19 protein-coding genes and 1 pseudogene are annotated in these 22,369 nt (G+C 68.1%); 9 read left to right on the top strand and 11 right to left on the bottom strand.

Annotated elements, in window-relative coordinates; all coding sequences use genetic code 11:
- The first annotated feature begins 132 nt into the window (after positions 1-132).
- Positions 133-1,122: a ferrochelatase gene (gene hemH, locus IU514_RS18685; protein ID WP_228760865.1), complete on the top strand. Its 990-nt coding sequence runs from the start codon at positions 133-135 to the stop codon at positions 1,120-1,122.
- Positions 1,122-1,991, top strand: a complete 870-nt coding sequence (locus IU514_RS18680) for an alpha/beta fold hydrolase (protein WP_194932662.1) — start codon at positions 1,122-1,124, stop codon at positions 1,989-1,991. The genes hemH and IU514_RS18680 overlap by 1 nt, the downstream gene beginning before the upstream one ends.
- Before the next feature lie 5 nt (positions 1,992-1,996).
- On the opposite strand, the pseudogene IU514_RS18675 reads toward IU514_RS18680, so the two are convergent.
- The 3 genes and pseudogenes from IU514_RS18675 to ttcA all read right to left on the bottom strand — a co-directional run.
- Positions 1,997-2,710, bottom strand: a pseudogene (locus IU514_RS18675) (M48 family metallopeptidase); the annotation flags it as partial.
- 228 nt (positions 2,711-2,938) lie between these two features.
- Positions 2,939-3,844, bottom strand: coding sequence for a recombination-associated protein RdgC (locus tag IU514_RS18670; RefSeq protein ID WP_194932660.1), 906 nt, complete (start codon positions 3,842-3,844; stop codon positions 2,939-2,941).
- Between the two features lie 76 nt (positions 3,845-3,920).
- Positions 3,921-4,841 carry a tRNA 2-thiocytidine(32) synthetase TtcA gene (gene ttcA / locus IU514_RS18665; protein ID WP_194932659.1) on the bottom strand — a complete coding sequence of 307 codons (921 nt, stop codon included), beginning with the start codon at positions 4,839-4,841 and terminating at the stop codon, positions 3,921-3,923.
- Between the two features lie 84 nt (positions 4,842-4,925).
- On the opposite strand from ttcA, the gene IU514_RS18660 reads away from it, so the two are divergent.
- A complete protein-coding gene (locus IU514_RS18660) occupies positions 4,926-5,132 on the top strand; it encodes a YdcH family protein (protein ID WP_324187871.1) in 207 nt (68 codons plus the stop codon).
- 37 nt (positions 5,133-5,169) lie between these two features.
- Here the strand turns inward: IU514_RS18660 and IU514_RS18655 are convergent, their stop codons facing one another.
- Positions 5,170-7,596: a protein kinase domain-containing protein gene (locus IU514_RS18655; RefSeq protein ID WP_194932657.1), complete on the bottom strand. Its 2,427-nt coding sequence runs from the start codon at positions 7,594-7,596 to the stop codon at positions 5,170-5,172.
- A 264-nt stretch (positions 7,597-7,860) separates the two neighbouring features.
- On the opposite strand from IU514_RS18655, the gene IU514_RS18650 reads away from it, so the two are divergent.
- On the top strand, positions 7,861-8,511 hold the full coding sequence (locus IU514_RS18650) for a hypothetical protein (protein ID WP_194932656.1): 651 nt from the start codon (positions 7,861-7,863) through the stop codon (positions 8,509-8,511).
- Positions 8,512-8,569: 58 nt separating this feature from the next.
- Here the strand turns inward: IU514_RS18650 and plsB are convergent, their stop codons facing one another.
- The 7 genes from plsB to IU514_RS18615 form a co-directional block, all read right to left on the bottom strand.
- Positions 8,570-11,416: a glycerol-3-phosphate 1-O-acyltransferase PlsB gene (plsB, locus tag IU514_RS18645; protein WP_324187870.1), complete on the bottom strand. Its 2,847-nt coding sequence runs from the start codon at positions 11,414-11,416 to the stop codon at positions 8,570-8,572.
- 73 nt (positions 11,417-11,489) lie between these two features.
- The gene (locus tag IU514_RS18640) at positions 11,490-12,395 is read right to left on the bottom strand and encodes a hypothetical protein (RefSeq protein ID WP_194932655.1); all 906 of its coding nucleotides are present in this window, start codon (positions 12,393-12,395) and stop codon (positions 11,490-11,492) included.
- A 308-nt stretch (positions 12,396-12,703) separates the two neighbouring features.
- On the bottom strand, positions 12,704-13,618 hold the full coding sequence (locus IU514_RS18635) for a 5'-nucleotidase, lipoprotein e(P4) family (RefSeq protein ID WP_194932654.1): 915 nt from the start codon (positions 13,616-13,618) through the stop codon (positions 12,704-12,706).
- A gap of 138 nt (positions 13,619-13,756) precedes the next feature.
- Positions 13,757-14,389, bottom strand: a complete 633-nt coding sequence (locus IU514_RS18630; RefSeq protein ID WP_194932653.1) for an outer membrane beta-barrel protein — start codon at positions 14,387-14,389, stop codon at positions 13,757-13,759.
- Between the two features lie 129 nt (positions 14,390-14,518).
- Positions 14,519-15,010: a GNAT family N-acetyltransferase gene (locus tag IU514_RS18625; protein ID WP_194932652.1), complete on the bottom strand. Its 492-nt coding sequence runs from the start codon at positions 15,008-15,010 to the stop codon at positions 14,519-14,521.
- Positions 15,011-15,049: 39 nt separating this feature from the next.
- The gene (gene gloA2, locus IU514_RS18620) at positions 15,050-15,457 is read right to left on the bottom strand and encodes an SMU1112c/YaeR family gloxylase I-like metalloprotein (protein WP_324187869.1); all 408 of its coding nucleotides are present in this window, start codon (positions 15,455-15,457) and stop codon (positions 15,050-15,052) included.
- Between the two features lie 4 nt (positions 15,458-15,461).
- On the bottom strand, positions 15,462-17,444 hold the full coding sequence (locus IU514_RS18615) for a UvrD-helicase domain-containing protein (protein WP_194932650.1): 1,983 nt from the start codon (positions 17,442-17,444) through the stop codon (positions 15,462-15,464).
- A gap of 318 nt (positions 17,445-17,762) precedes the next feature.
- On the opposite strand from IU514_RS18615, the gene IU514_RS18610 reads away from it, so the two are divergent.
- The 5 genes from IU514_RS18610 (at position 17,763) to IU514_RS18590 (ending at position 22,002) form a co-directional block, all read left to right on the top strand.
- A complete protein-coding gene (locus tag IU514_RS18610) occupies positions 17,763-18,530 on the top strand; it encodes an SEL1-like repeat protein (RefSeq protein ID WP_194932649.1) in 768 nt (255 codons plus the stop codon).
- Positions 18,531-18,667: 137 nt separating this feature from the next.
- Positions 18,668-19,543 carry a methylglyoxal synthase gene (locus IU514_RS18605; RefSeq protein ID WP_194932648.1) on the top strand — a complete coding sequence of 292 codons (876 nt, stop codon included), beginning with the start codon at positions 18,668-18,670 and terminating at the stop codon, positions 19,541-19,543.
- A gap of 172 nt (positions 19,544-19,715) precedes the next feature.
- Positions 19,716-20,483 carry a sel1 repeat family protein gene (locus IU514_RS18600; RefSeq protein ID WP_194932647.1) on the top strand — a complete coding sequence of 256 codons (768 nt, stop codon included), beginning with the start codon at positions 19,716-19,718 and terminating at the stop codon, positions 20,481-20,483.
- A 40-nt stretch (positions 20,484-20,523) separates the two neighbouring features.
- The gene (locus tag IU514_RS18595; RefSeq protein ID WP_194932646.1) at positions 20,524-21,285 is read left to right on the top strand and encodes a sel1 repeat family protein; all 762 of its coding nucleotides are present in this window, start codon (positions 20,524-20,526) and stop codon (positions 21,283-21,285) included.
- Positions 21,286-21,381: 96 nt separating this feature from the next.
- Positions 21,382-22,002 carry a thymidine kinase gene (locus tag IU514_RS18590; RefSeq protein WP_194932645.1) on the top strand — a complete coding sequence of 207 codons (621 nt, stop codon included), beginning with the start codon at positions 21,382-21,384 and terminating at the stop codon, positions 22,000-22,002.
- Positions 22,003-22,369 lie beyond the last annotated feature (367 nt).

Raw genomic sequence — 22,369 nt, 5'->3', positions numbered from 1 at the left:
TACCTAACCGGGCGAAACTTCAAGCGCACTCCGCTGCAGTTCCGAGCATCCGACCCAAAACAAGTTCCGTGGAGCTTCAACGCTATCGGGCGGCCGCACCTGCGGACGTCGCGGGCCGCGCATCGCTATCCTATGTCGATGCCAGCCCCCGCCAGCATCCCATCCCGGAACGACACCGTCCTCGTACTGGTCAATCTCGGCACGCCCGAGGCGCCCACGCCGCGCGCCGTGCGCCGTTACCTCAGCGAGTTCCTGCACGACCGCCGCGTCGTCGACCTCACCCGCTGGCTGTGGTGTCCGCTGCTCCACTTCGTGATCCTGCCGCTGCGCTCGCCGGTGGTGGCAAAGAAATACGCGAGCATCTGGGTGCCAGGCGCAGAAGGCGGCTCGCCGCTGGCCGTACATACGCGTCGCCTGGCCGCCGCCGTGCAGCGCGAGATGCCGGACCTGCGCGTCGTCGATGCGATGCGCTATGGCCAGCCGAAGCTGGCCGGCGTCATCGACCGCCTGCGCGACGAGGGCGTGCGCCGCGTGCTGGCGCTGCCGCTGTATCCGCAGTACTCCACCTCGACCACGGCGTCCGTCGGCGACGTGCTGAAACGAGCCGGCGGCGTGCAGACTCGGATGGTCGAGGACTACCACGTCGACGCCGGCTGGATCGACGCGGTCGCCGCATCGATCCTTGCCAATCGGGCCGGGCGCGACGGCGGGTTCCTGCTGTTCTCGTTCCACGGACTGCCGCAACGCTTCATCGACGCCGGCGATCCCTATGCACGCCAGTGCGAAGCGGGAGCGCGCGCGATCGCGCAGCGGCTCGGGCTGGCGGACGACGCCTGGGGCCTGAGCTACCAGTCGCGGTTCGGCCGCGAACGGTGGCTGGAGCCGTCCACGTCGGCCACGCTGCAATCGCTGGCCGCACGCGGCATCCGCCAGGTCGACGTGGTCGCACCGGGCTTCGCGGTCGACTGCATCGAGACGCTGGAGGAAGTGGCGATGATGCTTGCCGAGGAGTTCGCCACGCACGGCGGCACGCTGAACTACATCCCCTGCCTCAACGACAGCCCCGCGCACGCGCAAGCGCTGGCCGCGATCGCTCGCCGCGCGCTCGAGGACTGGCGCTGATGCCCGCGCGCGGCTTGAGCGAGTTCGCGATCGACACGAGCGTCGGCCGCATCACGGGACTGCGTTCGGCAAGCGGGGGACCGCGCGTACTGGCCCTGCACGGCTGGCTCGACAATGCTGCCAGCTTCATCCCGCTTGCGCAGCACCTTCATGGCATCGAACTGGTCGCGCCCGACCTGCCGGGACACGGCGCCAGCGCGCACCTGCCGCCCGGCGCCGACTATTCATTCGCCGCCGCGGTCAACAGCGTGCTCGACATCGCCGATGCGCTGGGCTGGGACCGTTTCTCGCTGCTTGGCCATTCGATGGGCGCGGGCATTTCCAGCCTCGTCGCCGCGGCCTGCCCGGAGCGCATCGATCGGCTGGTCGCGATCGAGGCGCTCGGCGCGCTGGCCGAAGTGCCCGAGCGCACCGTGAAGCGACTGCGCGAGGCGATAGCAGCGACGCGTGCCCTGCCCGGCAAGTCGCTGCGCGTGTTTCCCGATACCGCGCTCGCGGTGCGCGCGCGCATGGCGGCCGGTCTGCAGGTCGGCAGCCGCCTTGGCGAAGCGGCGGCGCGCATGCTGGTCGAACGCGGCGTGGCACCGGTCGAAGGCGGCTTCGTCTGGTCCAGCGATCCGCGCCTGACGCTGCCGTCCATGCAGCGCATGACCGAACCACAGGTCCGCGACCTGGTGGCCGGGATCGAATGCCCGACGCGGGTGATCTTCGCCGATCCCGCGCAGCCCTACCTTCCCGATCCCCTGCGGCGCGAGCGCGCCGGCCTGTTGCCGCGCGGCGAGCTGATCGTGTTGCCGGGCGGGCACCACCTGCACATGGAAGAGCCGGACGTGATCGCCGCGGCCATCGGCGACTTCTTCGTCGCCTGATCGCGTCAGCCCGAGGCCTTCCCGCACAGCGCGCGCATCGTCGCCTTCAACCGGCGGCCCTGCGCGTGGAAGTAATCGCGCTCCTCGCGCCAGTGCGGGAATCGCAGTTCGACTTCGCGCCAGAACGCACGCGAATGATCGGCGCGGATCAGGTGGCAGAGTTCGTGCACCACCACGTACTCGAACGCGCCGGGACGCGCCAGTACGAGCGACAGGTCCAGCGCCATCGAGCCGTCCGGCGCCAGCGAGCCCCATTGCGATGACATCATCTTGAACGTCACACGGCGCGGCGCACGCGGGAGCTCAGGCAGGAAGCGCGGCAGCCAGCGGCCGACGTCGGCGCGCGCCTGCGCCTCGTAGAAGTCGCGCACGACGCGACGGGTCGTGCTGTCGGCCGCCTTGGCCGGCAGCGTGAAGACCAGTTCGTCGCCTTCCTGCTGCAAGCGCGCGAATCGGCCTTCCTGCCAACGCAGCGGGTGCGTTTCCCCACGCAATGGCAACTGCGTGCTCACGCCGCGTTCGAGCGCTGGCACGCCGTCGAGCTGGAAGCGCGCGAGCTGCGCGGTCAGCCAGTCGCCGTGTTCGGCCAGGAAGCGCTCGCCGGTCGCGAGACTCGCGCGCAGCGGCATCGTCAGGCGTGCGCCGCGCTCGTCTACCGACAGTTTCAGCCGGCGTGCGCGCGGATCGCGCACGCGTTGCAATGCGATGACACGCCCGTCGGGCAATTCGAGATCGAGCGACTCACGCTCGATCGCGCGTGGCTTGGGCGCCAGCAGGCGGAACAGGGAAGGCATGGACGGGCGGCTCGGTGGGGGAACGAACGCGGCTCGAACCCATCCATGGGGGACAGGGGCATCATACGTGCAGATCGTCGCGCGGTGGTTGCGACGTGGCGCATCGTCCGCGCCGAACATGACAGCGCGTGCGGACGATGCGCGTGGAACGTGTCAGGCCTCGGCCTTGGACAGCTTCAGTGCGCCTTCCAGAACAGTGAACAGGCGCTTGAACTCGCCCGCCATCAGCACGAAACGTGCATCGAGCTCGGCGCGCAGGTCGTCGCGCTCGGTCGATTCGAGCTCGTCGACGGCGCCATCGAGCAGCTTGAACTTGCGCACCACCAGATCTTCGCCAAGAACGAAGGACACGTGATCGTCGAGGTTGAGCGCCAGGCGCGTGACCTGCTTGCCCGATTCCAGGTGCTTGGTGATCTCGTCGCTCTGCAGCTCCATGCGCTGCACCTTGACCACGGCACCCTGGTCGATCGGATCGCGCAGCTCGCATTCATCGCCCAGCGACAGGCCTTCCGGCAGCGGCTCGCCGGCGACCCAGCCGGTCAGGATCGAGCGCGGCGCGACTTCGGCGTTCAGCGGCAACGCGGGAAAGCTGCCCAGCGCGCGGCGGATCTCGCTGACCACGTTCTCGCCGGTCTTGCGGCTGGAGGTATCGACCGCGACCACGCCGTGACCCAGGTCGATCAGCGCGTCGGTGCGGCTGGGCTTCACGAACGCGCGCGGCAGCAGGTCGGTGACCAGCTCGTCCTTGATGCGCTTGCGCGTGCGGCCGCCCGGCTTGCGTCCTTCCTTCTGCTCGATCTCGGCCAGCTTCTTGGCCAGCATGTCGTTGACGACCGAACCGGGCAGGATCTTGTCCTCGCCGCCGACGGCCAGCCAGGTGGCATCGCCGCGGTTGTGCGACATCGTTTCGGCATCGCGCCCGAACGGCGAAATGAAGCCGCGGCTGGACAGCTCCAGCGGGCCGACCGGCTTGAGCTGGCATTCGTCCAGGCCGGAGTCGAGGTCTTCGAGCTTGGTGGTGGTGGGGAAGCGGAACAGCGTCAGGTTGCGAAAGAACATCAAGAAGTCCTGCAAATGGTGTGTGGCTCGTCATTCCCGCGAAAGCGGGAATCAATGACGGCGGAATGGGTCATGGTCAGTCCTGCGCGTCGTCCGCCGCATGCGGCTCGCCCGACAGCCACGCATGCGCATCGGGCAGCGGCGTAGCATCCCCGTTGCGGCCGAGCGCGAGGAAATCGAACAGCTTCGGATCGCTCAGCTGCGACGGACGGATGTCGCCCAGCGCGCGCGCGATCGTCTCGATGCGGCCGGGAGACTCCTGCTCCCAGGCGTCCATCATCTTCTTGACCTGCTTGCGCTGCAGGTTCTCCTGCGAGCCGCACAGGTTGCAGGGGATGATGGGGAACTGCTTCACCTGCGCGTACGCGCTGATGTCGTCCTCGCGCACGTACGCGAGCGGGCGGATCACCACGTGCCGGCCGTCATCGGACAGCAGCTTGGGCGGCATGCCCGCGAGCTTGGCGTGGAAGAACAGGTTCAGGAAGAACGTCGCGACGAGGTCGTCGCGATGGTGGCCGAGCGCGATCTTGGTGAAGCCCTGCTCGGCCGCGTACGCATACAGCGCGCCGCGACGCAGGCGCGAGCACAACGAGCACATGGTCTTGCCTTCCGGCACCACGCGCGTGACCACCGAGTAGGTGTCCTGCTCGAGGATCTTGTACGGCACGCTGATCGACTCGAGGTAAGCCGGCAGGACGTGTTCGGGGAAGTCCGGCTGCTTCTGGTCGAGGTTGACCGCCACCAGCTCGAACTTCACCGGCGCCTTCTTCTGCAGCTGCACGAGGATGTCGAGCATCGTGTAGCTGTCCTTGCCGCCGGACAGGCAGACCATGACCTTGTCGCCGTCCTCGATCATGCCGAAGTCGGCGATCGCGCGGCCCACCTGGTGGCGCAGGCGCTTGGCGAGCTTGTTGGCCTCGTGTGCCTGGCGCTGGCCGGCGCGCACGTGGGGCCGGGGTTCGGCCAGCGGCAGGATATGGGGAAGTGCGGTGCTCATCGGGGCGGTGCTCATCGGACCGCCATTCTAACGGCCGCGGCCGCCATGACGCTGAAGGCGGCGCGCGTTAAGCTGCATTCCATGATCGACAGCGACGATCCCGCCGTGATAGCACGCCAGCTTGCCGAGCTCCGCCTGGAGCACCGCGATCTCGATGCCGCCATCGACCTGATGGTCCAGGCCGGCAACAGCGACGAACTGACGATCAAGCGCCTGAAGAAGCGCAGGCTGTGGCTGAAGGACTGCATCGCCCGTCTGGAAAGCGCGCTGATCCCGGACGAACCGGCCTAGGGCACGTCCCCGACGGCGCCGGCCGTTGAAGCCTTCCTCAGCGGCAGGCGGCCGGCCCCTGCCCTGCCTTGCCGCTGTTCGCCCCGCACAGGGCAGCCTGCAGTGCGTTGCGCGCATCCAGGGTGTAATGACTGTCCTCGCCGAACTGGCGGGCATAGGCAGCGTAGGCGTGCTGCAGCAGCGGCACCGCCTGCGCATGGTGGGCACGCATCACGTGCAGCCTCGCCAGGCCCATCTGGATTTCCAGCGTGTGGGGATTGTCGGCGCCGAGCGCCGCGACCGATCCGCGATATGCGGCGCCGAGCGTCTGCGCCGCCTCGGCGTAACGCGCGAGTTCCAGCAGGTTCATCCCATGCAGGTACGAGAAGCGCAGCCGCGTGGGGCTGTCCTGGTCGCCGAGTGCGCGGAAATCCTTCTCGATCTCCACGAACTGTTCCTCCGCCTGCGCGAAGCGGCCGTCGCGGCTGTGCAGCACGGCGAGGTTCGCGCGCGCCTTGACCAGGGCGTTGCGGTCGTCCGCGTTCAAGGCCAGCTGCGATGCGATCGCTCCCTCGCAGGCCGACTGGCCGGCGGCGTATTCCTCGCGCCGGATGTGCCAATAGCAGCTGGCCCGGTGCGACAACAGCGTGGTTTCGACGTCGGCCCCGCCGGTCTTCCTTCGCCAAGCATCGGTCGTGTCGATGATCCGCCTGGCTTCATCGAAGCGCGAGTCGTCGGTGAGATCGGTCGCCAACCGGTAACGCCCCTGCTGGGTGCGCGGATCATCCAGTCCCAGGTGCTTTTCGTACAGAGTCACGGCGCGGCGTTCCTGCTCGATCGCCTTGGCGATCTGCATCATTTCGCCGTACACCTGCCCGATGGTCATGCGCACGCTGGCTTCGACCACGGGCTGGTCGCGCAGGCGTTCGTCGATTCGCATGACCGCGTGGTCGACGGCTTCGCGGATCGTCGGCTCGTGGTTTCCGTCCTGGGCGTACGGCGAAGCGGAGCCGAGCACGTCCTGGTTGAAGAAGCGGTTGACGGCATCCGCAATCGCGGCGTTCTCGTGGGCGACGCGACTGGCGGCTTCGGCGGCGTCGCGCGCGTTCTGCACCCGGACCTGCTGCCACAGCGACAGCGCCAGGAAGGCCGTGAGCACTCCCATGCCGGCGAGCAGCCAGCGCCGCTTCTGCTTCAGCGCTGCCAGCTGCCGGGCCTGCTGTTGCACCGCCAGGGCGTGGCTGCGCTCGTGCTCAAGCTGCTCGTGGCGTGCTGCCAGCGTGTGCAGGCGTTGCGCGAGCGTGCGCGCATCGATGTCGCGGCGCAGGGGGTTGGAGGCAGCGGCCAGCGCGATGTCCTCGCGCAACAGTTCGTCGTCGACATCGGCCTCCCAGCCGGGCGCCAGCGAGCGGCGCAGGTCGCCGACCACGAGCTGGTAGAGCAGCACCCCCAGCGCGAAGACATCGCTGCGCTGCGTGGGCGCCTCGCCGGCAATCACCTCCGGCGCCAGGTACAGCAGGCTGCCGGCACGCGGGGAAGTTGCGGTATCGGCGGCGATGCTGAAGGTCAGGCCGAGCTCGGAGAGCCGTGGCGAGGACAACGCGCCACCCGCGCCGAGGTCGGCCAGGACGATGCGCCACTGGCCCTCCCCATCGCAGACCGGATAGAGATTCTCCGGCTTCAGGTCCTTGTGGATGATGCCGATCTCGTGAAGGCCCGCCACCGCTTCGCACAAGCGTGTGCACAGGCCGATCCTCGCCTGCAGGTCCAGCGTGGCCAGGCCGCCACGCGCGCCGGCCCATTGCCCGAGATGACCATCGGGAAAGTGCGGCAGTTCGAGGAAGAACGGCGGCTGGCTGAGGTTCCAGTCGATGACCTGGGCCACGTCCTCCAGGTCCGGCTTCACTTCGCGGATGTAGCGGGTCAATGCGATCTCGCGCTTGAGGCCGCGCAACCCGCCTTCGCCGGTGGCGAACTTGATGGCGCGCGCCTCGCCCTGCTCCGTCTGCGCCAGATGGATGACACCGGTGCTGCCTTCGCCGAGGCGGGGACCGATGCGCCAGCCGGTACGCAGCGGGAGCGGGTCGCCTTCCCGCAATGGCGCCAACACGGGAGACTCGCTCACGATCGTGGCCGAAGCCTCCGGCAGCGCCTGGAAATCCACCGCCGCCACCAGCCGGTATCCATAGCCGTGCACCGCGCGAATCGCGCCGCCCTGCTCGCCCAGCGCCAGGCGCAGGCGGCTCACAGCCTTTGCCAGCGAGTTCTCCGAAACGACGCGGCCCGGCCAGCCCGCCTCCAGCAACTCATCCTTGGTGACGACCTCGCCTGCGCGATCGAGGAGATAGCGCAGGATTTCATGGCTGCTCCGGTCCAGCACCTGATCACGGCCCTCGACGCGCAGACGGCTGTCGGCATCGTGCAGTTCCGCACCCGCGAAGCGCCACAGGCCGGCACGCGTGCCGGCATCGAAAGGTCTGTCCATTCAAGCGCCCCCCACAGCGCCACCCGATCCGGTCGAAAACGCGATCGGCATCAACGATCTTAATCGGCGCCTGCCGATTCAGCACAAGCCGCGCGATCACAATTTTTCAGAACTTTTCCGAGATGCGGAAAGACCCCGACGGACTCTCCTCCTAGTCTCCCTGCAGCCCGGATCCGGTCCTGGCCGGCGTGCCGGGGACCATGACCGGCCTGCCATGGACGGCAGGGGGCCGGACCGGGCATTTCACACAGGGGAGTTCCAGACGTGGCGCCGATGTCCGAACGACCAGAACCGCGTCAGCGCTGGCAGGACGTCGCCGGGCTGGCGCAGATCGACGTTGCCGAAGCGTTGTCGCGCGCGATCGGCGATGGCCGGCTGGATGGCGACCGTTACCGGAACTGGCTCGCCATGGAGTCGGCCTTGTGCCGGATCGGCGCACTGACGATGGATGCGGCGGCCCGGTGGCACGGAACGCAGCCTGACCTGCAGGCTTGCGCGCTGGGATGGTCCGGCCATTTGCGGGGACAGGCTGCGGCTGCCGCACTGGATGTGCAGGCGATGGGCGACGCAGCCTCCGTGTCCGCGTTGCCGCTGGATCAGTGGCGCGCATTCATCGAATCGACCTGCGGTTCGCAGCGCGCGGGCGAAGCGGTCGGAACCGCGCTGTTGCACGGCCACCTGAGCGAGGGAGCGATGCGGCCCTTGCTCGGCGCCATCCGCTCATTGCCTTTTGCGGGGCCGGACCGGAGCCGCTACCTGGCGAAACGCCTGGAGCCGGTTGACGAGGGCGTGCGGGAACAGCGCAAGGCCCTGCTCAACGCCTACTCGGCCGCCGCGTTGTCAATCGGGGCGCAGCGCGCGGCGCGATGGTACGGCGAGGCCATGTCGCGCCTGCTGGCACCGGCGACGTCATAGAGCGACGGCCCGCCGGAGCGGGCCGTAATGACACCGATGGCCTGCTGCCGCGGGAACTCTATCCGGCGGCCGGCGCCGGCTTGTTCGATTCCGGGCTGATCTTCTCGATCGTGTGGCGCAGTTCGCGGCCGAGGATGACCTTGGCGTCCTTGGCCCAGGCATCCAGGCGCGAGTCGAACGCCAGCTTGCTGTTCTCGTCCAGCCAGACCAGGCGCATCTCGCGCAGCTTCTGAATGAAGCCGCGGAACAGCGTCTTGTCGAAGAACTCTGGCGCGGCCGGTGCGTACAGCAGCGACAGGCGCTGCGCGGCCAGCTGGCACAGGCTTTCCAGTTCGCCCGCGCCGAGCGTGCCGGGACCGTTTTTCACCAGCACCGAAATGGCGATGTAGTAGCGCTCGAACGCCTGCTGCAGCGAATGGCCGATCGCGCGAAGGCGGAATACCTCGTCGGTCTGTCCGGCATTGCGCGCCAGGATGCCGCCTTCCTCCTCGGTGACCTTCTCCAGCAGGCCTTCGCGGATGAACACCTCGACCGTGCGCGACAGGCGCTCGGCGAACTCTTCCTCGCTCCACGGCAGGAACAGTTCCGCCTGCAGGAACGGATAGACGTTGCGGCCCAGGCGCAGCACGCCGTTGAGGCTCATGCGGCGGTTGTTCTGGAAGCAGCAGGCGATCCACGACGCCGCGGTGAACAGGTGCAGCACGTTGTTGCGGAAGTAGCTCAGCAGCACCGCGTTGTCGCCACTGACGCCGATCACGTCGCCGAGCGGATGCGCGATGCGCGTCAGCGTGCCGATCTCCTCGCCGTGGGCGACGATCTCCTGCGGCGAATGCGGCGTCACGGTGACGCGATCGGAGTACGGCAGTTCGGCCAGAAGCTTCTTGCTCAGCGCGATCTGCGCCAGCAGGTCAGCCTCGCCCATCGCGTGCTTGGGCGTGGACAGCAGCGCCAGCGCCAGCAGGTTGATCGGATTGACGTCGGCGGCGCGGTTGACGTTGACCTGGATGCGCTCGGCGAGCGCATCGACGGTATCGGACAGCCACGCCGGCTTTTCCTCGTCGCCAAGCGGACGGCCGTTCCAGTCCGGCGCGTGTTCGGCCAGCACGTCGTTGAGGCGGATCGGTTCACCGAAGTTCACCACGACCTGGCCGTAGTTGCTGCGCAGCACCTTGGGGATGCCGGTCACCAGCTGCCAGATCGATTCCTTCTCCTTCGGCTTGCCCGTCAGCTCGTCGAGGTAGCTGTTGCCCTCCATCAGCTTCTCGTAGCCGATGTAGATGGGCTGGAACAGCACCGGACGCGTCGGCTGGCGCAGGAACGCACGCAGCGTCATCGCCACCATGCCGCCCTTGGGAGGCAGCAGGCGGCCCGTGCGCGAGCGCCCACCCTCGACGAAGTACTCGATAGAGTAGCCACCGGCGACCAGCTGCGCGACGTATTCGCCGAGCACCGCCGAATACAGCGCGCTGCCGCGGATGCTGCGGCGGATGAAGAACGCGCCGCCCTTGCGCAGCAGCGTGCCGACCACCGGCAGGTTGAGGTTGATGCCGGCCACGATGTGCGGCGGCACGATGCCGCGCGAGTACAGCAGATAGCTCAGCAGCAGGTAGTCCATGTGGCTGCGATGGCAGGGCACATAGACCACTTCGTGGCCGGGTGCGGCCTGCTTGAGCGTGTCGAGGTGGTGCACGAGCACGCCGCGGTAGATGCGGTTCCACACCGGCGCGAGCAGGAAGCTGGCCGAGCGCACCACCGGGTGCGAATAGTCCGCGGCGATCTCGTAGGCGAAGGCATGCGCCTTGCGCCAGGCATCGGCGAGCTTGGAGTTGTCGCGCCGGGCCTGGTCGGCGATGGATTCCTTCACCGACGGCGATGCCAGCACCTGGTCGACCAGCAGGCGTCGCGTCGACAGGTCGGGACCGATCACCGCCGCACGGATGCGGCGGAAGTGCGTGCGAAGCACGCGCGAGAGCTTGCGCACGGTGCGCTCGGACGGCAGGCCCTCGTCGACGATCGAGCGCAGGCTCACCGGCGGCGAGAAGCGAACCAGCGTGTCGCGGCCGTTGAGCGCGATCGCGAGCAGGCGGCGGAAGCGGCCGACCAGCGTCCAGTTTTCCGAGAACAGCACCGAGAACCAGCCGCTGCTCTTGTCCGGCGCGCGGCCGACGAAGATCGACACCGGCACGAGCTGCACGTCCAGCGACGGCTGGCGGCGATGCGCTTCGAGCAGGCGCGCCAGCGAACCGGAATGGGTCTTCGACGTCGGCGCGGTGTTCAGCGGCTGCAGCGGTGTCAGCGCGCTGGCGTTGCGGCGCGACAGCGCCACGTAGGCGCGCTTGCGACCGAGCGGATCGCCCGGCAGCGGCTGCAGCGGCGACGGCAGGCCGGCTTCGCGGCAGGCGCGTTCGAGGATCAGCGCATTGCTGAGGCCGTAATCCTCCAGCACATAGCAGACCGGACGGCCGCCGATCTCGGGCGCGTGTTCGGCCGGCTGTTCCGGCTCGATGGTGAGCTGCACCCACGGCGCCATGATCGAACCCAGCAGGCGCGCCCACCACGGGCGGCGACCCTGCGGCATGCGCACAGCCGGCAACGGCGCGGCGGGCGGCATCGGCAGTTCGGCCTGGGCCGGGTCGGGTTCGACGCGGACAGCCTCGGGCTCGTCAGGCTCGGGTCCGATCGCTTCGACGGTGTCGGCGCCCGTGGCGATTTCGCCGGCAGGCTCCGCGACTTCGGCGGCCGCTCGTGCGGCCTCGTCGATCACCGCTGCTTCGCCGTCGGCGTTGCGCGGGTCGGCGGCGGCATGGGTGTCGGCGGGACCCGCAGCGGCGGGGTCGGCCGCGCTGGGACGGGCCGGACCGGCGTCCGGGAATGGCAGGGGCGTCTGTTTCGGCATCGCCGCCATTATGCCGGTTCAGATCGAAAGGTCAGATGTAAGGGCTCTGCCGATCTGGCAAGGTCCCTGCCGATGCCTGCACTCAGGGCGCCGGATCGCCGGACTTCGCCGCTGCTTCGGTTTCGGCGTGGCGCAGGATGTCGCTGAGGTACCAGCGCCCCTCGCGGCGTTCGAGCTCGACGTGGGCTTCGATGGGTTGCCCCGCCAGCGTGTAGTCCAGGCGCACGCGGGCACGGTCGCCGGTCAGCGCCTCGCCCGTGGCCTTCACGCCTTCCAGGGATGCGTCGAGGTCGAGCCCGTAGCCTTCGAGCACCTGCTTGAAGCGGTGGAAGAACGGACCCAGCCGCTGCAGCGTTCGATCCATCCCGGCACGACGGAACCCCTGCTCGCCTGCCAGCCCGGTCAGGCGCGCGGCGCTGACCAGTTGCGGGATCGCCTTGCGCGCCCGGGCGGCATCGCCCAGCGGCGCCTGCTGGCCCCAGCGGCTCAGCGCGGTCAGCAACTGCGCGTAATGCTTGCGCTCGTCGTCGCTGTAGTCGCCCTCGCGCTGCACGTACTGCACGCCGAACAGGCCCAGCGTCGCCGCGGCCGAGCGCAGCTCGCGCGACTGCCCGGAGAACTGGCGGTCGAAGGTGCTGGCCAGCTGCTTCTCCGCACCCGGTGCGGCGAGCGCGTTGATGAATCCCTGCAGGCGGTCGTCGAGTGGAAGTTCGGTCAGCGGCCAGAGCGTGCGGCCTTCGCTCCACGCGGTTTCGAGCCGGGTGTGCAGTGCCGGCGGCACCGCATGGCGCGCGTACCCGTCGAGATCGTCCCGGCGCAGGTCGCCGACCAGCTGCATGACCGCCTCGGCCGGTCCCGCGGGCACGACTTCGGGCGCCGGCGCCTGTTCGCGACGGCAGCCACCCAGCAGCATCAAAGCGGACAGCAGCGCCACGCCGGCGATGCCCGGGACGCGTCGCCCCAGGCCGGCACGTTGGAGGTTGAACATTGGCGAGGCGGCTCCCCAGTCGCTGAACCGCATCTTGGCGGTCCTCGCCACAGGCGACAAGCAAACCCCATCGCGTATCGGCAATCGCACAAACAACACAACGCAGCCGGCAAAAGAAAAAGGAGGCCGAAGCCTCCCTGAGCAAAATCCGGCCGGAGCCGGAGGACTTCGAGTTGTGGCATGGCTCCGGCTCGCGCCGGACGAGGGCAGACTACCCCGCCCCCGCAACCTAATGCAACACCTCAAGAATCATCATGCAAGCTATTGATTTTTAATGACGCAAATATGCTGCGATGCGCCAAGCCCGCTCAGGGCGCCACGTCCAGCGCCTGGCGCTTGGCTTCGCGGCGCGCCTCACGCGGCTGGCCGAAGTCGTTGTTGAACACCGCCGGCTCCCAGCCGCCGTAGCTCGGGTTGGGCAGCATCCACCAACGCTCGCCGAACCAGTCGCCGTACTCGTCCAGCAGCTGCGAGCGGCCGGCCGGCGTGTTGGCGACGACCTGCACGAAGTCGCCGATCTGGTCGCCGAACTGCATCAGCACGCGGTACTTCTGCCCGGCCAGGCGGCGACGGCAATTCTTCTCGCTGCCGTTCTGCTCGCAACCGTCGACGACGGTGCCCAGGCCCAGGAACACGCTGTCGTCCTTCACCGGCATGCCGGCCGCGCGCAGGTTGGCCAGTGTCGCCTCCTGCAGGTGTTCGGCCCGATTGGACAAGTAGAGGATGGTCACGCCCTTGGCGGTCGCAGCCTTGGCGAAATCGACCACGCCCGGCAACGGCTTGGCCTTCTTCTCGGCGACCCAGGCATCCCACGTGACCTCGTCGAACTCCTTGCCGTCGCGCACCAGGCGCGCCTGGTAGGGCGAGTTGTCCAGGACGGTTTCGTCCACGTCCATGACCACCGCCGGCGGCAGGCCGGCGGCGGCATTGCCGCGCTCGTCGGGCACCAGCGCGTCCCAGTTCTTCTCCTTCAGCGCGCGGTCGAGGCGGTCGGCAGCGGCGCGATAGACGGTGGTCGTCGCCGCGCGGTATTCGACCGAGGACTGCATCCACAGCACGGCATTGAGGTTGTCGTCGGCGCGCGAAGCGGGCTTCGGCGCGCTGGCCGGCACGGTGGCCGCGGCCGCTTCGCGCGGCTGGGCCGGCGCGGTGTCGGTGCGCTGGCATGCGCCCAGCGCGAGCGCGCAGGCGAGGACGGACAGGGCCAGGGTGCGTTGCTGCATGGCGAATGGGATGTATCGAAGTGGGGCGCGAGTGTAGCCCGGCGTCGATGGCGGCGGCATGTCATCGATGGGCCGCCCGCCCTTCCCTTCACCACGTGTACCGACGGGGCCCCGGCTGCAGGCCCCGTCGTGGCCGCCTCAGAAGCGAAGTTCCAGGCCCAGCGTGGTGGTGCTGGCAGTGTCCTCATCGACATTGCCGTCATAGTCGGTGCCTGAGTACGCGTATCCGTTGACCATCACGTTGACGTTGAAGTTGGGCGTGATGTCCATGCCCAGGCCGCCTCCGAAATACGCGCCGCCGCCGTCCTCGCTGAAGGTGTCCTCGCCGCTGTAGAGGAACTGGCCACCCTGGTACTCGGTGTAGCTGTGGCTCAGGTCCTGCTGGTAGCCCATGTAGCCCATGCGGCCGATGGCGAACCAACGGCTGTCCTGGCCGAAGCTGACGCGGGCATTGGCACCGACGTGCGCGTAGCGCGTATCCATGCCGTAGCTGTCGCTGCCCGCGTAGTAGCCGGTGAAGGACGTGTCCTGGGTGATCTCGTCGACCCGGCCACCGCCGACCTCGACGCCGACCTGCGCGATGGAACCGGCCTGCCAGCGATATCCCAGGCTGAGCGCGCGGGTATCGGCGCTGTCCTCGTCAAATCCGCTGTCATCGTATGTCGCCTGGCCAGCCTGGCCCGCGACGAAGAAGCCACCCCTGGCGTGTGCAGCAGGCACGACGGCGCTGCATGCCATGGCGAGAAGCGCCACGCATCCGAACTTGAACATGTTTTCCCCCGTTTGTTGTGTCGGGCGACGCCGGGGCACGGCCTCGCCGGCCCTCTCTCTCGGGCGCGCACACTCTATCGGGTAACAGCCGCCACGTCCGTGCGAGTGTCTACTGTTCTATGCGCCCGGTCAGGCGTTCGCCACCTGCAGCGACACCTGCTTGCGCCCATCGGCCACCCATTGCGTGCCTACTTCGTGGAAGCCGAAGCCTGCATGGAAACGCCGTGAGGCCTCGTTCGGCGGCTGCACGTAGAACTCGCACGTGACCGCATCGACGCCATGGTCGCGTGCGAACGCGAACAGGTCGTCGTACAGCCGGGCGCCGAGCTTGCGTCCCTGGTGCGAAGCGGCGACGGCGATCCGGTCGATGTAGAGGAAGCGGTCGTAGCGCTGCGAGAACCAGACGTAGTTGGGGCTGTCGTAGTCGGCGCCCTCGCGAAACGCGAGCAGGAAGGCGACGACGCGTCCGTCCTCGCACAGGACCCGGTGATAGGCCGACTCCGCGTCGAGCTGGCGCAGGCGCGCCGCATCGAGCGGGCTCATCATCGCTTCCGATTCCAGGTTCAGCGCCAGAATCGCGGCGTGATCGGAAGACTGCGCGGGGCGGATTTCGTAGGTCATGGCGATATCGGTTGCGTGATCGGTTGCACGAACCACAGGCTAGATGCCTGGGGACATGGACGCTTCGTACAACTCGATCGGCAGCCCATCCGGGTCGGCGAAGAACGTGAAGCGCCTGCCGGTGTACTCGTCGATGCGCAACGGCTCGACCGCGATGCCCTGACCCTGCAGCGCTTGAGCCGCAGCCGCCACGTCATCCACTTCGAAGGCGAGATGGCGCAGTCCGCAGGCCTCCGGATACGACGGCCGCGGCGGCGGCGACGGAAACGAGAACAGCTCCAGCTGCGTGCCGTCCGGCAACGCCAGGTCGAGCTTCCACGAGTCGCGCGCCTCGCGATACGCCTCGGCCAGCACGCGCAGCCCGAGTACCTGTGTGTAGAACTGCTTCGAGCGCGCGTAGTCGGAACAGATGATCGCAACGTGGTGGACGCGGCGCAGCCCGATCACGGCGTCAGCCTTCTTCCAGCAGCGCGCGGATCGCCGCGAATCCGGCGACTGCGCGCTCCTGCTTGCGTGCGGCATCGGCGACCGGGTCGGCGCCGTCGCGCTGGACCTCGGCCGCCGGCAACTCGTCGAAGAAACGGCTGGGCTTGTAGCGGAACTTGTCGCCCCACCTCGAACCTTCGCGCGAGTGCGACAGCCACAGCTGCTCCTTGGCGCGGGTGATGCCGACGTAGAGCAGGCGCCGCTCTTCTTCCAGCGAGCCCTCCTCCAGCGCCATCTCGTGCGGCAGCGTGCCGTCCTCCATGCCGACGATGAAGACGTAACGGAACTCCAGACCCTTGGCCGCGTGCAGCGACATCAAGCGCACCTGGTTGCCGGCCTCGCCCTTGTCGGCGTGCGACAGCAGCGCCAGCTGCGCGGCGAGTTCGCCCGGGCCGGAACCCTTGCCGCCGTCGAACCACTCCGACAGCTCTTCCAGGTTTTCCTTTCGGCGCTGGAAGCTCGCCTCGTCCTTGCACTGCGCGCGGATCGCCGCGAGCAGGCCGCTCTTGTCGGCGAGCACGCGCACCAGTTCGCTCGGGGCGATCTGCTGCGCCTGGCCCCGCAGGAACCGGATGATGTTGGCGAAACCGTCGAGCGCGTTGGCCGCGCGCGGCGCAAGTTGCTTCAGCAGGCCGATCTGCTCGCAGGCGCGCGACATCGGCATGCCGGCGTGCTGCGAAAGTTCGGCGAGCTTGGCCAGCGTGGTCGCACCGACTTCGCGCTTGGGCGACTGCACCGCGCGCAGGAATGCCGCGTCGTCGTCGGGGTTGGCGATCAGGCGCAGCCACGCCAGCGCATCCTTCACTTCGCCGCGCTCGAGGAACGCGGTGCCGCCGGACAGGTGGTACGGCACGCGCAGCAGCTGCAGCGCCTTCTCCAGCGCGCGGCTCTGGTGGTTGCCGCGGAACAGGATGCAGAAATCGCTCCACGGCACCTGCTTCGCGGTGGCGAGGAAATGGATCTCGCCCGCGACCTTCTCCGCCTCGTGCGCGCCGTCGCGGCATTCCCAGACGCGGATACGCTCGCCGTCGGCCTGGTCGCTCCACAGCGTCTTCGGATATTCGTGCGGGTTGTGCGCGATCAGCGCGTTGGCGGTGCGCAGCACGCGATTGGAGCAGCGGTAGTTCTGCTCCAGCTTGATGATCTCCAGCTTCGGGTAGTCCTTGCCCAGCTGCAGCAGGTTGTCCGGATTGGCGCCGCGCCAGGCGTAGATCGACTGGTCGTCGTCGCCCACGCAGGTGAACAGCCCCTTGTCGCCGGCCAAGGCCTTCAACAGGCGGTATTGCGCGTCGTTGGTGTCCTGGCACTCGTCGACCAGCAGGTAGCCGATGCGCTCGCGCCAGGCCAGGCGCAGGCCTTCGTCGGCTTCGAGCATCTGCACCGGCAGGCGGATCAGGTCGTCGAAGTCGACCGCGTTGAACGTGCTCAGCCGCGCCTGGTAGCGCTGGTACATCAGCGCCGCTTCCATCTCGCGCGCGCTCTTGGACACCGCCAGCGCTTCTTCCGGCGACAGGCCCGAGTTCTTCGCGCGCGAAATCAGGTTGCGCATGTCGTCGATGACGTCGGGCTTACTGCCCGGCGGCATCAGGTCCTTGATCTGCGCGGCGCTGTCGTCGCTGTCGAACACCGAGAAGCCGCGGCGCAGGCCGGCCTTGGCGTGGTCGATCTGCAGGAACTTCAGGCCCAGCGCGTGGAACGTGCACACGGTCAGGCCTTCGGCCGCGTCGCCCTTGATGCGCTTGGCGACGCGCTCCTTCATTTCCTTCGCCGACTTGTTGGTGAAGGTGATGGCGGCGATGCGCCGTGCCGGCATGCGACCGGAGGAAATCAGGTGCGCGATCTTCTCGACGATGACCCGGGTCTTGCCGCTGCCGGCGCCGGCGAGCACGAGCAGGGGGCCTTCGGTATGAAGGACGGCGGCTCGCTGGGGGGGATTCAGACCGTGCATTTAGTCGTGTTTACTGCCGCGGACGCGGCGGCGTATTGTGCCGTAACCGGCGCTTGCGCTGTTCGCGGCCAAACCAGGACCGTGGCTTCGGGACATCCGAAGCTGAACAGCCCGGATCGAGGCAGGATCGCCTCCGATCGATGCAGATCGCCCATGCCGGTCCGCTGGAGTTCGCGGCACTTACGACGGGAACGCCGGTCCAGTTCCGCTGCCGGGATGGATTTGGCCTCATCCGATACGCGATGAATGGTGCTTTCCAGGAGCCATGTTCCGCGCTCAGATGGCACCGAGTCCTCTCTTCCGGGCAGGAGGTGAACCATGGGTATCCGTAGCAAGAGCGCATGGCTGGCAGCCATGCTGGGCCTCGCCGCGCTCAATGCGCAGGCGGACGAACCGCTCAAGCTGGTGACCGCCAGCTTCATGGGCGTCGACGATCAACTGAAAACGGCGATCGGGCATCCGAACGAGGAATGGCGCCTGCACGGCCTCAAGTCCTATCTCAGCGGCAACCACGACGAAGCGGTGATGCGATTCGAGCGGGCCGCCTGGTACGCCGACAAGTTCTCGCAGCACTATCTGAGCCTGATCTACTGGTATGGCGAGGGCGTGCCGGTGGATCGCGCGCAGGCCTATATCTGGGCCGACCTCGCGGCCGAGCGCGGCTCGGTACCGTTGCTGGCGATCCGCGAGAAGATGTGGGCGTCGATGACGCCGGAAGAACAGAACAAAGTCCGCTCGACCGGTCACGACTACTACGTGAAGTACGGCGACGAGACCGCGCGGCCGCGCGCCGAGATGGAAATCCGCCGCTTCGCGCGCACCATGACCGGCAGCCGGCTGGGCTATCGCAACCAGCAGATCGACATCACGCAGGGTGGCCCGATCCAGGGCACGTTCGGCAATTCGACGGCCGGCATGATGACCGCGTCGGCGAACTCGAACGGCACCGTCGAGGGTGACGAGTTCTACGCCGAAGAGCGCACCAGCCTCAACACGTACTGGGCGGCACAGGACGCCGAACTGGGCGGGCGCGGGAGCGTTGGCATCGGCCCGGTCGCGCCGGCACGCCGCAGCAACCAGCCGTAACTCGCCCCGGCCGTCTTACCCCGGACCCGGCTGGTGGTGGCCGCGGGGGGAATCCTCCCCGCGGCTTTTTCGTGCGCATCCAATCGGCGCAACGCACTCCGTACACTGGCGGCTGATCGACTCAACTGGGGAATGCCATGCGCCTGGGGTTGGCCGCCAATCGCCTGCACCACTTCGGTGAAGACGCCGCCCTGTTCCGCTGGCTGCGCGCCTGCGAGGGCGGCATCCGCGAGCTCGGCCTGCACCTGCATACGGTCGGTCGCACATTCGATGCGATCGCCGCATCGGGCCTGCTGGCGGACCACGCTGGCTTGCGGCGCTATCCCTACGGCCGCGAAGGCGGACTGATGAAGCTGGTCGCCGAGGTGGTCGGCCTCGGCGAACCGGAACGCACGCTCGACGGCGCGATCTACCTGATCGACCCGGTCGATCCTTCCTCGACCTTTCCCGAAGCGGTCGCGCTGAAGCGCCAGTGCGTGATCCATGGCAAGCCCTTCCTGGCGACCGTGGCGTCGGCGTGCGACTGGATCGAAATGACGCGGGTCGATGCCGGCCTCGCGCCCGATCCCGCCGCCGACCGCCTGCATGCGTTCGAGTCGCAGACGCTGGCGCTGATCGCCCACGACGCGATGAAACCGCAGATGCTGGCGTACGCAGCCGAACACTTCGACCTGCTGTCGCGCTTCGCCCGGCGCGTGGCCACCGGCACCACCGGACAGCGCCTCAACGAGCTCGCCTGGAGCCGCGGCTGGCCGCAGGACCAGGCCTGGGCGCACCGTTACGAAAGCGGCCCGATGGGCGGCGACGCGCAGATCGCCGACCTGGTGCTGGAACGCCGCTGCCAGCGCGCGATCTTCTTCGAGGACCCGCACGTCGCCCGCCAGCACGAGGCCGACATCCAGCTGCTCGAACGCGCCGTCACCACCGTCACCGACGATGCGGTATGCATGACGTCGCCGGCCGTGGCGCAGCGCTGGGCCACGGCCGCCGTCGCCCGCGCACGCCGCCGTTGAACACGCCGCTGTAGAGCACGCCGCTGTAGAGCACGCCGCTGTAGAGCACACCGTCGTAGAGCAGGGGCACCGCGTTTGCCCGCGATCGCAGGCAGGCGTAAGGTCGGCGCCGTCGCCCACGGGCGATGGTTGGTCGCGCAGGAACTACCCTTCCACATGCAAGGAGCACGTCATGGGTAAGCACCGGAAGACCTATTTGGTTCCGCTCGCGTTGGCGCTATGCCTTCCCGCACAGGCCGACGAGCGGGCGATCAATCTCGATCTCTACCAGACCTCGCTGCTGCAGGCGTCGGGTCATCCGAACGAACTCGCCCGCTGGCATGGCATCTGGAACTTCGACAACGGCCGCATGGACGAGGCGCGTGCGTACTTCGAACGCGCCGCATCCTACGGCGACAAGCTGTCGCAGCACTTCCTCACGCTGATGTACTGGAATGGCGAAGGCGTCGAGCGCGATCCGGCCGTCGCCTACGTCTGGGCCGACCTGGCCGCAGAGCGCGCCAACAACCACGACATGCTGGAGATGCGCGAGCGCATCTGGGGCGAGCTCACCGAACAGCAGCGGCGCCGAGCGCTGGAGATCGGGCCGGGCTACTACGCCAAGTACGGCGACGCCGCCGCACAACCCCGCAACGACGCCGCGATCCGCCGCTTCATGCGCACCCAGACCGGCACCCGCGTCGGCCTGCTGACCTCCAAGCTGGACGTGTCGGCCGGACGCCCGGACCTGTGGGCCGGCGGCGGCACGTCGAGCTTCGGGCCGGTCAAGAGCACCGGCACCGAGTTCTACGCCGACAGCCGCACCCGCCCCGGTGCCTACTGGAAGGCCGAGGACGTCAGCCTGAAGGCGCTGCTGAAGCAGGTCGGCGCCGGCCGCGTCGACGTGGGCGAGGTCAAGAAGGTGGAAGCTCCCGCCACCACGGGCGACCAGGGCAAGTAGACCCGCATCCGCAGGAACACCTTTGCACAAGGAGACGGCAATGATGATCCACAGGAAGACGCTCGCTTTGGCGCTGATGATCGTGGCTGGCGCCGCAGGTGCCCATGCCGGGAAAGCAGATGCGCCCCAGCTGACGGACAAAACGTTCCTGGAGCTGGATGCGGCTGCCATGGCGGCCAAGGACAAGCCGAACGAACTCGCTCGCGTCTTCGGACTGAAGTCCTACCAGCGCGGCAGTTACACCGCGGCGGCCGATCATTTCAGGGAGGCGGCGCAGTACGCGGACAAGTACTCGCAGCACTATCTCAGCCTGATGTACTGGCACGGCGCGGGCGTTCCGGTCGATCGCGTGCAGGCTTATATCTGGGCGGACCTGGCCGCCGAGCGCGGCAGCCGGAAACTGCTGCTGATCCGCGAGAAGATGTGGTCGCAGATGGCCGCCGAAGAGCAGCGAAAGGCGCAAGCGGAAGGCCTCGGCTACTACGCGCGCTATGGCGACGAATCGGCCAAGCCGCGCGCGGAGCGTTTCATGCGCTCCTTCGCGCGCGGGATGACCGGCAGCCGCCTGGGCTATCGCAACCAGATGATGGAGATCGCGGGCGCGCCGGTAAACGGCACGTTCGTCGCGGACGCCGGCGCCAACGCGGGTGCCTACCTGGCGGCCGAGGCAGTCGACCCCAACCAGCTGTATGGCATGACGGGTGGGCTGAAGTTCGACGATTACTGGAAGGAGCAGGACGAGCTGCTCGACGGCCTCGGCACGGTCGAGGTGGGACCGGTCAAGCCCATCCGCAAGGAGTAGTCGCAGCCGAGGAAGTGTTCGCGGCGCAGGCCGCGGACGCATCCGCCGGGCGAAGGCCGCATCGGCTCGTGCGTGGCGGGCCGTTACAATGCGCGCATGGCCAAGCTCTACTTCTACTACTCGGCGATGAACGCCGGAAAGACCACCACGCTGCTGCAGTCGGCGCACAACTACCGCGAGCGCGGCATGCGCGTGGCGATCCTGACGCCGCGCCTGGACGACCGCGCCGGTGCGGGCGTCGTGGCCTCGCGCATCGGCCTGCGCGCCGACGCCATCGCCTTCGAGCGCGGCGACGACCTGGAGGGCATCGTCCGCCGCGACATCGCCGCGCACGGTGCGCTGCACTGCGTGCTGGTCGACGAGGCGCAGTTCCTGAGCAAGGCGCAGGTCTGGCAGCTGAGCGAGGTCGTCGATGCGATGCGCATCCCGGTGCTCTGCTACGGCCTGCGCACCGACTTCCGCGGCGAACTGTTCGAAGGCAGTCAGTACCTGCTGGCCTGGGCCGACGAGATGAGCGAGATCAAGACGATCTGCCACACCGGCAAGAAGGCGACGATGGTGGTGCGCGTCGACGAACAGGGCCGCGCGGTGAAGGAAGGTCCTCAGGTCGAGATCGGCGGCAACGACCGCTACATCTCCGTGTCGCGCGCCGAGTACAAGAAGGTCATGCGCGGCGAAGGCGAGATCCAGCCGCTGCAGCCGCCGCTGCCGCTGTAGGGGACTGCCGGGGCGAGCGCCTTGTAGAGGGAAGGCCCGCTACAACGGCCCGCGACGGCAACCGCTCATGGCGCGTTGGCTGTTAGAACCCGACGCGTGGAGCACCGGTGCTCCATCCGCCGGGCTTTTTGCTCCGTGGATGGTGAAATCTTCACCAACGCCGAGGCAACAGAGCTCCGATCTTGTGACTTTTTGCTTCGACGTCGGAGCAATCTGCTCCACGACCGGAGCTCCATTGCTGCAACGCCGGGCAAACCAGCCTCGGCGATGGAGCTCGCGACTCCACGCGCGAAGCTCGAACACCCGACGGTGCCGCCCGGAGGCCCATGCGTCCCCTTTGACGCCTGCGGGACCGGCTGCTTGCCGA

The sequence above is a fragment of the Lysobacter niastensis genome (genome assembly GCF_015453285.1).
GTDB lineage: Bacteria > Pseudomonadota > Gammaproteobacteria > Xanthomonadales > Xanthomonadaceae > Lysobacter_J > Lysobacter_J niastensis.
The sequence above is the reverse complement of the archived record's forward strand: the minus strand, read 5'-3'. Positions and strand labels throughout refer to the sequence as shown.

Excerpts from the sequence above, each read along its gene's own strand:
- hemH (WP_228760865.1), top strand. The coding sequence starts at position 133 with ATGTCGATGCCAGCCCCCGCCAGCATCCCATCCCGGAACGACACCGTC.
- IU514_RS18680 (WP_194932662.1), top strand. The coding sequence starts at position 1,122 with ATGCCCGCGCGCGGCTTGAGCGAGTTCGCGATCGACACGAGCGTCGGC.
- IU514_RS18670 (WP_194932660.1), bottom strand. The coding sequence starts at position 3,844 with ATGTTCTTTCGCAACCTGACGCTGTTCCGCTTCCCCACCACCACCAAG.
- ttcA (WP_194932659.1), bottom strand. The coding sequence starts at position 4,841 with ATGAGCACCGCACTTCCCCATATCCTGCCGCTGGCCGAACCCCGGCCC.
- IU514_RS18655 (WP_194932657.1), bottom strand. The coding sequence starts at position 7,596 with ATGGACAGACCTTTCGATGCCGGCACGCGTGCCGGCCTGTGGCGCTTC.
- plsB (WP_324187870.1), bottom strand. The coding sequence starts at position 11,416 with ATGGCGGCGATGCCGAAACAGACGCCCCTGCCATTCCCGGACGCCGGT.
- IU514_RS18640 (WP_194932655.1), bottom strand. The coding sequence starts at position 12,395 with ATGTTCAACCTCCAACGTGCCGGCCTGGGGCGACGCGTCCCGGGCATC.
- IU514_RS18635 (WP_194932654.1), bottom strand. The coding sequence starts at position 13,618 with ATGCAGCAACGCACCCTGGCCCTGTCCGTCCTCGCCTGCGCGCTCGCG.
- IU514_RS18630 (WP_194932653.1), bottom strand. The coding sequence starts at position 14,389 with ATGTTCAAGTTCGGATGCGTGGCGCTTCTCGCCATGGCATGCAGCGCC.
- IU514_RS18625 (WP_194932652.1), bottom strand. The coding sequence starts at position 15,010 with ATGACCTACGAAATCCGCCCCGCGCAGTCTTCCGATCACGCCGCGATT.
- IU514_RS18615 (WP_194932650.1), bottom strand. The coding sequence starts at position 17,444 with ATGCACGGTCTGAATCCCCCCCAGCGAGCCGCCGTCCTTCATACCGAA.
- IU514_RS18610 (WP_194932649.1), top strand. The coding sequence starts at position 17,763 with ATGGGTATCCGTAGCAAGAGCGCATGGCTGGCAGCCATGCTGGGCCTC.
- IU514_RS18605 (WP_194932648.1), top strand. The coding sequence starts at position 18,668 with ATGCGCCTGGGGTTGGCCGCCAATCGCCTGCACCACTTCGGTGAAGAC.
- IU514_RS18600 (WP_194932647.1), top strand. The coding sequence starts at position 19,716 with ATGGGTAAGCACCGGAAGACCTATTTGGTTCCGCTCGCGTTGGCGCTA.
- IU514_RS18595 (WP_194932646.1), top strand. The coding sequence starts at position 20,524 with ATGATGATCCACAGGAAGACGCTCGCTTTGGCGCTGATGATCGTGGCT.
- IU514_RS18590 (WP_194932645.1), top strand. The coding sequence starts at position 21,382 with ATGGCCAAGCTCTACTTCTACTACTCGGCGATGAACGCCGGAAAGACC.